This is a genomic window from Streptococcus sp. CCH5-D3, from assembly GCF_001556435.1.
In the GTDB taxonomy this organism is placed as follows: domain Bacteria; phylum Bacillota; class Bacilli; order Lactobacillales; family Streptococcaceae; genus Streptococcus.
Genome location: NZ_LSIW01000114.1, coordinates 1 through 10,053, shown reverse-complemented (window position 1 = coordinate 10,053; position 10,053 = coordinate 1). Strand labels below are relative to the sequence as shown.

Here is a 10,053-nt window from a genome sequence, read left to right as displayed (position 1 = left end):
TAGTATTTGTCTTAGTTTGAAGAACTTTACCAGTTGAATCTTTCAATACAAAGCTGAATTCACCAGCTTTCAACTCTCGACCTGCAAGGGCTTTGCTGAAGTCAAAACGAGTCTTAACTGGAGCTACAACGTAGTTGTTGAAGACTTTATCATCTGCACTTGAAGCAAATCCACCAGTACCACTGTATTTAACTGAAGCTTGCAAATCACCTTTAGAGTTCTCTGTAACAGTAACTGTCATAGTAACTGTCATTGCATCGTAATCAACGTTTGCATCTGAACCTGCAATCTCAGAGATTGTATATTTGTAGGTACCAACTTTATTGAAGCTTAATTTACTAAATGTAGCTTTACCGTTTTTGTTAGTTACAGTTTCTTCATATGAAGGAAGTGATTTGTTTTCATTGACTTCTTTGATCTTGAAGCTGAATTCACCATCAACAAGTACACGTCCTTCAAGTTGTTTTTCAACTTCTGGAGTAACTGTTACAGGTTCTTGTTTGACATAGTAGTAAATAGGTTGTTTGTACGGTGTCAAAGTGTTGAGCAAGTCAACGTTGGTACCGATACCTGTAACTCCACGCTCTAATTGCGCATTATCTGAACCGTGTCCAATTCCATCTCCTAAGAATGGCACGAATACAGAATGATATGGTTCATATCCAGAAGCTTTTTGGAAGTCAAATGGAACTTCTTTACCGTTAGGATATTGTGTGACTGCTCCAGTTTTTGGATTAGTTTCTGTATATGAAATTGTTCTAAGAGGTGTTTTCTTAACAACTAAATCCTGTGAATTCCATTCACCTGGTTTAATCGGCTTAGTTTCTGCTAGCAACATATAGCCATCGGTACTTAATGAACCATCAGAACGTTTGCTTTGTTGTCTTGGATCTAGCAAGTAAACACGAATAACGACTGAACCATCTTCTCCAACAACTTCTTTGATACGTTTGATACCGTAACGGTCCGCATCCATGAATTTCGTACCAACGGTGTAAGGACGACTTACAGTACCTGATTGATCATTTGCATCAGCTGCTTGATAAAGTTTGTATCCATCAAATTGACGTTCGCCAGATGCTGTGAAACGTTGTCCTTCTTCAGCTTTAAGAGTGTATGAAGCTAACTCAACTTCATTGCCATTTTCTTTATAATCTTGAACAGTTTTATCTGTTTTATTGGCGTTAAATGTCGGATTGTTTTTATCAACTACTTTATAGTAAGTTGTTTTATTAATTGTTACTGGTATTTTAGCGTTTGAATCAGTAATTGTACGACCATTGTAAGCTGGTTCAACAACGTTTAAAATATCTGTTGTAGTACGAGCGTTATAAACCGCAGTATAAAGTGCTTGCTCTGCAGGCGTAAGTTGGTGCCCACCAGCTACTAAGTCTGTGATACTCTTTCCAACTGCATAACCATTTTGAATAAATGGTTCTGCTTTTTTACCCTTTGGAGCAGTTCCAGCTTTATAATCTACTTGGAAAGTTAATTGGCTATTAGACGCTGCTGTAGTAGTCGTGAACTTTTGAACCCCACTAGAAGCGGTAATCGTTCTAGTTTCAACTACACTACCAGTATTTTTGTCGAGCAATTCAACCGTTGTATCGGTAGAGTCATCAAATCTCTTATAGGCACGCGCATAATATTTTGTACCATAACGTTCATTGAATTTAGTAAGATCCCAAATAGCATACGTATAGAAGTCGCCTTCTTTAGCTTGGTAACCAGCTGGTACGGTTTGAGATGCAACAGTTGCACCATTTGGATCCGTCATACCAGGTGTAGCAACTTCACCGTCTTTTAGGAAAGTTGCTACAGCAACCGGCTCGTTATTGTGGTCTGTAACAGCACGACGGCTACGACGGCTACGACTTGTTGCCAAAGCACCACCATTTGTCATATCAGTTGCAGCGCGATCAAGTGTTGCACTGCGATCTTCAGCAGCTGCTCTAACTGAGTAAGCACGTGCTGTGACATTTGGCTTAACACTTGTTGCTGCTGCCGCAGTTTCGGCTGCTGCTGTTTCTTCAGCTACTGGAGCGGCTGTTGCAGCAGTACGATTAGCCGCTGTTGCAGCTGGAGTTGCTGCAGCGGTTGTCGCTGAAGCTGTTGTTTCAACGTTGTTGCTAGCTGCATTTGTAGATGCCGCTGTAGCTGGTTTAGCTGTTTCTGTAGCAGCTTTTTCAGTTGGTTTTGCAGTCTCTGAAGCTGGTTTAGCTGCTTCAGGTTTTGCAGTTTCTGTAGCTTGTTTGTCAGTTGTCTCTGCGGCAGCCTTATCTGTTGTTGAAGCTTCTGGCGTCAAGTTAAATGTTGACGCAGTTGCCTCAGTTGAAGATACAGCTGCAGTAGGATCTGCTTGAGCTGTTGATGCTGTTGACGTCTCAACCAGGTCTGAAGAACTCTCGCCCTCAACTGATGAACCAGGATTTGATGAAGAAGCGTCAGGCGCTGTTACCTCATCAGCCTGTGCAGTATGAGCAGCAAAGAGTGCCGTTCCTAGCAAGACTGAAGCGACACCAAACGAATATTTACGCAATGAAAAGCGTTGGCGTCTGTTGAAAATGTCTTTCATTTCAAGTCTCCCTCTGTATGAAATAGTTAGTTATAGGTCACGAGTATACAAGAATCCTATACTTGAACTCATGATTCTATTACATTCTAACATTCTGACAATTTATGGTCAAGTGATTAAGTCAACTTTTTTAAAAAAAATCAAGTTGTCTGACAATTCAACCAACAACTTTTGCTCGTTTTTTATTCTTACAAGTGTAAAACCCTTGATTTTATTTGCTTTATACCGTTTTCAAATTTCTATTTTATTTTCTTTTCATTCCTAACTTTCTCATGATTTTCACGGAAGATGTTAGACTTATGAGAGGATTTAACTCATTTTATTGGCTGATTTCCTCACTTTGATTCTAATTTTTACCTTCTTATTACAAACCATCCGATTCTGTAACACCCTCGATAAACCATTGATACACAATTTAATAATCCCCTTTCACGACTAAGGTCTCCCATTAGCATTTCAAAAACACTAAAAAACCCAAGTATTATAGACTTGGGTTCATAGTCTTATGGGTTTCAGAGGTAAGTTCCTCTATTTTTTTCTGATATGGTTGTCATTCCAAGTCTGCAATTCTTGGTAGGACTTGACTTTCCCTTCTTCCTGAGTCGGTCTAAATGCCCTAACCGGTAACTCGTAGGCATCCTGGCCTTCAGGTGCCACCCAATGGAGTAAGGTATTGAACCAGGTTTCATTGTTAACCTTGCTTGGAATGGTGTAGATCCTAGCATGTTTGGTCTTAATCGATTCATAAGCATCCTTATGCTCTTTGGCAAAGTTGGTACTATCCATATTGAGGCTTCTGTCTTTTTCAGAAATGTAATAAAGAGCAGGCAGACTCGCAATTGGTGTTTCTCTTGGATAATCTAGATCCTTACCATTAGTTGCATCTGGCCACATCTCAAGTCCAAAAGGCTCTAAAGTCTTACGCATATCAACATTGGCATAATCCAATTCCGAGTCCAAAGTATTCGAGTTAGCTGGAATATTCATTTCCTCAATCTTTTGCGTTTTGAGATTGAGGTATTTTTTATTAGAAGCAAAATCCGCTGATGACGCACCAAAAGGCATTTGTAAGTAAGCTTGCTCATTAAGCATGAAAAGCCTTAGACTTGCCTGATTTAAATAATCTTCATCCCCAGCTTTTTTAGCCAATTTCAAGAGGTCAATTTGTTTAGGTTTTTGATTTGGTTTTTCCGTGTCATACATATAGATATTAAAGTAGTCATACTTATAAAGTGTCTCACCCTTGGCATTTTTCTTACCAGATTCACCCCCCTTGTACTCCTGAGTGACTAAGTATTGACCAGCTACCCCCACAATGTTAAACATGTTTCTATCATGACCAGGATTTGGTGTCACGAGTAAAAATTCCTTATTATCTCCGAAGGTTTTCAGGGTAATTTTGAACAAGGGGTCTTCTGCATTGCTGCCGGAATAGACAGTCGTACTCGACTTACTGGATGTAGCTGAACCTTTGGTAGCCTTACTGCTACCACTCACAGCAAAAAAGATAGCCGTTCCTGCGATTATAAAAAGCAATGCCACTAAGAGACCGATAAAAACTATTTTTGTGGTCTTATCCCCCTTAGGTGTTGGTTTCTTTACAAACTTATTTTCCATAACAATCTCCATTTTTAGTATTGCTTTTAGTATAGCATAGGTGGAGACTATTGATAAGGTAGATTGGCGGTCTAATAGGACTGGATATTTTATTTTCATTTGACAAAATCTCTCGGACAGCGTACAATCAAGGCAAGTAACATTCGGAGGTAAATGGAGACATGAACAACTAAGTCTATTCACAATAAACCTGCTTTATTTGATAGATTGTTTTCATGTCTTTTTTGCGCTCTTTTTCTATAGAAAATTTATTGGTGGTATCTGCGTTTTTTTGCATCCACACCATCACTATCTCCTAGAGGGCTTTTTAGCTAGATTCAAGACGGTTCTATCTTATAAGGTAGGACTGTTTTTTGACCTTTGATATTGTTTGAAGTAAGAACCATATTTTCCATGAAACACTATCAACAAGCACTCAGACCTAGGAGGTCCTATGATACAGATTCAACATCTAACTATTACCCATACCAAAGATTTGCGTGAACTCGTTCATGACTTAAATCTAACGATAGCTACTGGTGAAAAAGTCGCCATCATTGGGGAGGAAGGCAATGGAAAATCTAGTCTCCTTGCCCTTCTTGTCAATCCTAAAGCACATTTCGACCATCTTTCTTACGAGGGAACTATTAATAAACCAGATAGCCCACAGGTCTATATTCCCCAACAGATTTCGGATGACTTACAATCCCTAACCCTTAACGACTACTTCTTTACGGATACTTATGACCTAGACTATGCTACCCTCTATCGTCTGGCTGATGAACTTCATTTTGATAGTGAGCGTTTTGCTAGCAGTCAGCTTGTCTCCTCTCTGTCAGGTGGCGAGAAACTCAAAATTCAACTCATCCGAGAATTAGCCCGTCCCCACGACATCATTTTTCTTGATGAGCCCTCAAACGATATGGACTTGACTACTATGACTTGGCTAAAAAATTTTATCAAACATTCTGATCAAACCATAATCTATATCTCACATGACGAAGACCTACTAAGCCAGACAGCAGATACCATTATCCATCTGGAACTCCTTAAACGTCGCCGTCAGGCAAGGACTAGTGTGGAGCACCTCGACTATGATAACTATAGCCAGCAACGCACTGATGCCTTCCAGCAACAGATACAGCAAGCCAAAACCGAGAAAAAAGCCTATGACAAAGCCATGGCCAAGCATCGCCGTATCAAACAAAATGTCCAAACTACCCTACGTAATACGCATGATAGCACGCAAGGACGATTGGTTGCCAAAAAGATGAAAGCAGTCCTCTCGCAAGAGAAACGCTACGACCGTCTTGCCCAAGATATGACACAAATGCCTGATAAAGAAGACAGTATTGAACTATTCTTCTCTCATATCACTCCTCTACCTCAGGGAAAATATCTCTTAAATCTGGATGAAAAGCAGATAAACATCGCTCCTCACCTAACCATTGACCATCTCAAACTTTCTTTGAAAGGGCAAGAAAAAATTGGTATTGTTGGAGATAACGGCTGTGGTAAATCTACTCTCTTACACTTTCTCTACCAAGAACTTAGCAAGAAGACAGACCTGACTATTGGCTACATGCCTCAACGTTATGACGCTATCTTTCAAAATGATTTGTCACCGATAGCGTTTTTAAGTAAGACAGGCGACAAGTCTGAACGAGAGGTTATAAGCTCCCATCTCGCCAACCTCAACTTTAGTCATGATGAAATGAACCATGCCATTTCTGATTTATCTGGCGGACAGAAAGGAAAACTACTCCTGCTACACCTGGTCTTAGAAAGCCCTCAGCTCCTTATCTTAGATGAACCAACCAGAAATTTTTCACCCACCTCACAACCCCAAGTCCGACAGCTCTTCGAGAACTATCCAGGTGCCATTCTGACAGTCTCACATGATGTCAACTACCTCAGACAAGTTTGCCAAAAGATTTATCGTCTAGACTCACATGGTTTAGAAGAAGTTGAGATTTAAGATATCAAATCTATCGTTTTTACAAGAAAAGTCTCAAAAGAATCATTTTCTTCATATGCAAAAGAACTCAGGCAAAACCTGAGTTCTTTTAATCTTAATCAATTTCAAGACCACCAGTATAGAGTCGGTAGTAGGTACCACCTTGTTCCATAAGGCTGTCATGGTCACCACGTTCAATGATACGTCCGTGGTCCATAACCATGATAACGTCAGAGTTAACGATGGTTGAAAGACGGTGGGCAATAACAAAGACCGTACGTCCTTCCATAAGTCGGTCCATCCCCTCTTGGACCATTTTTTCGGTACGAGAGTCAATAGAGGATGTCGCTTCATCAAGGATAAGAACCGGTGCATTAGCAAGGGCAGCACGCGCAATGGCAATCAGTTGACGTTGTCCATTAGACAAGCCTGCACCATCGTCTGTCAGAACAGTGTCGTAACCATTGTCCAGATGTTGAACAAAGGAATCCACGTTAGCAATACGAGCAGCTTCAAGAATTTCTTCACGAGTCGCATCCGCACGGCCGTAGGCAATATTTTCAGCAATAGTCCCTGTGAAGAGATGGGTATCCTGAAGCACGATACCAAGTGATCGGCGAAGAGAATCTTTTTCAATCAGCTTCACATCGATACCATCATAAGTAATCACACCAGATTGGATATCGTAAAAACGGTTAATCAAATTGGTAATCGTCGTCTTACCAGCACCTGTCGCACCGACAAAGGCTACCTTTTGCCCCTTGTCTGCATAGAGGTTAACGCCATGAAGAATTTGTTTCTTACCATCGTAAGAGAAATCAACATCTTGGAAGACCACATTCCCGACCAACTCAACCAATTCGTAGTCACCATTTGGACGTGGGTGTTTCCAAGCCCAGAGATTGGTTTTCTTGTCTGTCACAACCATTTTCCCATCTACCAATTCGTAGTTAACCAGAGTCACCTTACCTTGGTCAACTTCTTCTGGTTCATCCAAAAGGTCAAAGATACGGTCAGCACCAGCAAGGGCCATAAGGACAAAGTTAAGTTGTTGAGACACCTGAGTAATTGGGCCGTTGAAGGAACGGTTCAATTGTAGGAAGGCCATGAGACCACCGATAGTCAAACCACCGACACCATTTAGAGCGAAGAGTCCCCCCACCAAGGCAGTCAAAACAAAGGAAACATTTCCTAAGTTCCCAAGAATTGGCATGAGAACATTGGCATAGCGATTGGCTAAATATGACGATTCAAAGAGTTGTTCATTAATCTTGTCAAAGTCAGCCATGCTTTCTTCTTCGTGGACGAAGGCCTTGACTACCTTTTGACCTGACATCATTTCTTCGATAAAACCATTCTCAATCCCTAGGTTCTTTTGTTGTTCACCGAAGTAACGACCTGATTTGGCTGATACATTTTTGATGACCATAAACATGATGCCTACCATGACTAGGACCACGATAAAGAGGAGAGGACTAACCGTAAGCATGGTTACAGTCACCCCGATAAGGGTAATGGCCGTTTGTAACAACTGTGGAATAGATTGCTCAACAGCCTGACGAAGGGCATCGATGTCGTTGGTGTAAATAGACATGATGTCACCGTGTTGGTGAGTGTCAAAGTAGCGAACAGGAAGCTTTTGCATGCGAGCAAAGAGCTGATTACGAAGAGAACGTAGAGAATCTTGCGAAATCGTCGCCATGAGGAGTGATGACACATAGTTGGCAATCACACCAATAAGACAGAAGACACCCACTGAAGTCAAGAACCGTAACAGTGGAGCAAAGTCATGGCTGCCAGATTTGAGCATGGGTTGAACGTAAACGTCAACCAAGGACTGAATCGAAGCCGTCAAATTAACCGTTGCCAAAGAAGCAACAACAATGAGGACAAAGGCAATACTAAGTGAAAGTTTGTAGTCTTGCCACAAAAATCGTAGAAGACGTGCTAGAGAGCCCCAATTAGCTTTTTTCTTATTCTGCATCTGCTACTCCTTTCCCTTGTGTTTGCATCTTGTAGACGTCACGATAGATAGCATTATTAGCCACCAAGTCGTCATGAGTACCAATAGCATCGATACGACCATCATTCATGACGATGATACGGTCGGCATCCTGGATAGATGAAATCCGTTGACCGATGATGATTTTGGTCGTGTCCTTAAGACTTGAAGCGAAGCCTTGACGAATCAAACTATCTGTCTTGGTATCGACTGCCGATGTCGAATCATCCAAAATCAAGATTTTCGGATTCATGAGAAGGGCACGTGCGATACAAAGACGTTGACGTTGTCCCCCTGAGACATTGGCTCCACCACGTTCAATCTTGGTATCATAGCCATCCTTAAACTCTTGGATAAATTCATCAGCTTGGGCAATCTTACAAGCTTCAATGATTTCCTCATCTGTTGCCTGTTTATTTCCCCAACGCATATTTTCTTTAATGGTTCCTGAGAAAAGGACATTGGTTTGAAGGACCATGGCAACTTGCGTACGTAAGCTATCCAAATCATAGTCCTTAACATCATGCCCGGCAACCCTAACCTGACCTGCTTCCACATCATAAAGACGAGGAATCAGCTGAACCAAGCTTGATTTACCCGAACCCGTTCCACCAAGGATACCAATAACTTCACCAGACTTAATATCCAAAGTGATATCTTTGAGGACATGGGTCTTGTCACCATTTTCATCCGTGTATGAGAAATCCACATGATCAAAGCTGATAGAACCATCTGCAACTTCTGTTAAACCATTTTCAGGTGAAACAATGGTGGCTTCAGCGCTAAGAACTTCATCAATACGTTCAACAGATGCTGTAGAGATAGACAACATGACAAAGATCATCATGAACATCATGAGTGACATGAGGATGGTCATGGTGTAACTGAACATCGAAGTCAATTCCCCTGTAGTTAAGCTACCACCAACGATGAGATGGGCACCAAACCAGGAAATCATAAGGAAGGACGCATACATAGACAACATCATAGCTGGGTTAGACATGATAACTACACGAATGGCACGCATGAACATCTTGTAAATACGACGTGAGGCCTTCTTAAATTTGTCAGTCTCTTCCTGCTCTTTAACATAGGATTTCACCACACGCATGTTGGTGATATTTTCCTTGATACTGTTATTAAGGTTGTCATAAGCCTCAAATACTTGAGTAAAAAGAGGATATACGATTTTGGTAATAATGGCCAAAACCACACCAAGGAAGATCGTTACACCAACAAAAATCCAAGCCATTTCAGCATTGATCAAGAAACCTGCTGCAATAGCAAAAATCAGGTTAAGTGGTGCACGCACACAGACACGGATAATCATCTGATAAGAGTTCTGCACGTTGGTAACATCAGTCATCATACGTGTCACCAAACCACCAGCTGAGAACTTATCGATATTTTCAAAAGAGAATGTTTGAACCTTTTTGAAAATGGCCTGACGTAGATTCTTGGCAAATCCAGCAGAGGCAAAAGCTGCATAGCGAGCCGACTGCATGCCGCAGAATAGTGATAGAAAGGCGCAGACCAGCATGAGGCCACCGTAGAGCCAAATGTTAGACATGTTGGATTGCTGGACTCCTTTGTCCAAAAGATTAGCCATGACAAAGGGAATGGAAATCTCAAACATGACTTCTAGTGTCATAAAGACGGACGCTAGGATTGAGGGTTTCTTGTATTCCTTTATCTGGGGGATAAGGGTTTGAAACATAATTACCTCCGTTTAATTTGTTTTTCTTTTTTGATGCTTTCTTGAGTGATGGCGGACGTCAGCGACCGACTCAGTCGTTCCATGACTAGTTATCGAGCCAAAGTCTCGATAACTCCGCTTCCTATAACTGCTTCTGCAGTTATAGGAATATCATCACGGCGAAAGCATCGCTTTTGGGCAGAGCGAGCTGTCGAATCGCGAGCAAC

Annotated in this window: 5 protein-coding genes; 1 reads left to right on the top strand and 4 read right to left on the bottom strand. The window is 41.4% G+C overall.

What is annotated here, in order from left to right:
- Together AX662_RS07645 and AX662_RS07640 are read right to left on the bottom strand one after the other, a co-directional pair.
- A partial coding sequence (locus AX662_RS07645; protein ID WP_156430704.1) for a Spy0128 family protein occupies nt 1-2,575 on the bottom strand: 2,575 nt, incomplete at its 3' end.
- 528 nt (nt 2,576-3,103) lie between these two features.
- Nucleotides 3,104-4,192, bottom strand: a complete 1,089-nt coding sequence (locus AX662_RS07640) for a hypothetical protein (protein WP_060972098.1) — start codon at nt 4,190-4,192, stop codon at nt 3,104-3,106.
- 433 nt (nt 4,193-4,625) lie between these two features.
- Here AX662_RS07640 and AX662_RS07635 point away from each other — a divergent pair, with 433 nt between their 5' ends.
- Nucleotides 4,626-6,149 carry an ATP-binding cassette domain-containing protein gene (locus AX662_RS07635; RefSeq protein ID WP_060972097.1) on the top strand — a complete coding sequence of 508 codons (1,524 nt, stop codon included), beginning with the start codon at nt 4,626-4,628 and terminating at the stop codon, nt 6,147-6,149.
- A gap of 94 nt (nt 6,150-6,243) precedes the next feature.
- On the opposite strand, the gene AX662_RS07630 is transcribed toward AX662_RS07635, so the two are convergent.
- Both AX662_RS07630 and AX662_RS07625 read right to left on the bottom strand, forming a co-directional pair.
- Nucleotides 6,244-8,112, bottom strand: a complete 1,869-nt coding sequence (locus tag AX662_RS07630) for an ABC transporter ATP-binding protein (protein WP_060972096.1) — start codon at nt 8,110-8,112, stop codon at nt 6,244-6,246.
- Nucleotides 8,102-9,847 carry an ABC transporter ATP-binding protein gene (locus AX662_RS07625; protein ID WP_060972095.1) on the bottom strand — a complete coding sequence of 582 codons (1,746 nt, stop codon included), beginning with the start codon at nt 9,845-9,847 and terminating at the stop codon, nt 8,102-8,104. The genes AX662_RS07630 and AX662_RS07625 overlap by 11 nt, the downstream gene beginning before the upstream one ends.
- Nucleotides 9,848-10,053 lie beyond the last annotated feature (206 nt).

Coding starts and splice junctions, on each gene's coding strand:
- AX662_RS07640 (WP_060972098.1), bottom strand. CDS start 4,192: ATGGAAAATAAGTTTGTAAAGAAACCAACACCTAAGGGGGATAAGACC.
- AX662_RS07635 (WP_060972097.1), top strand. CDS start 4,626: ATGATACAGATTCAACATCTAACTATTACCCATACCAAAGATTTGCGT.
- AX662_RS07625 (WP_060972095.1), bottom strand. CDS start 9,847: ATGTTTCAAACCCTTATCCCCCAGATAAAGGAATACAAGAAACCCTCA.
- AX662_RS07630 (WP_060972096.1), bottom strand. CDS start 8,112: ATGCAGAATAAGAAAAAAGCTAATTGGGGCTCTCTAGCACGTCTTCTA.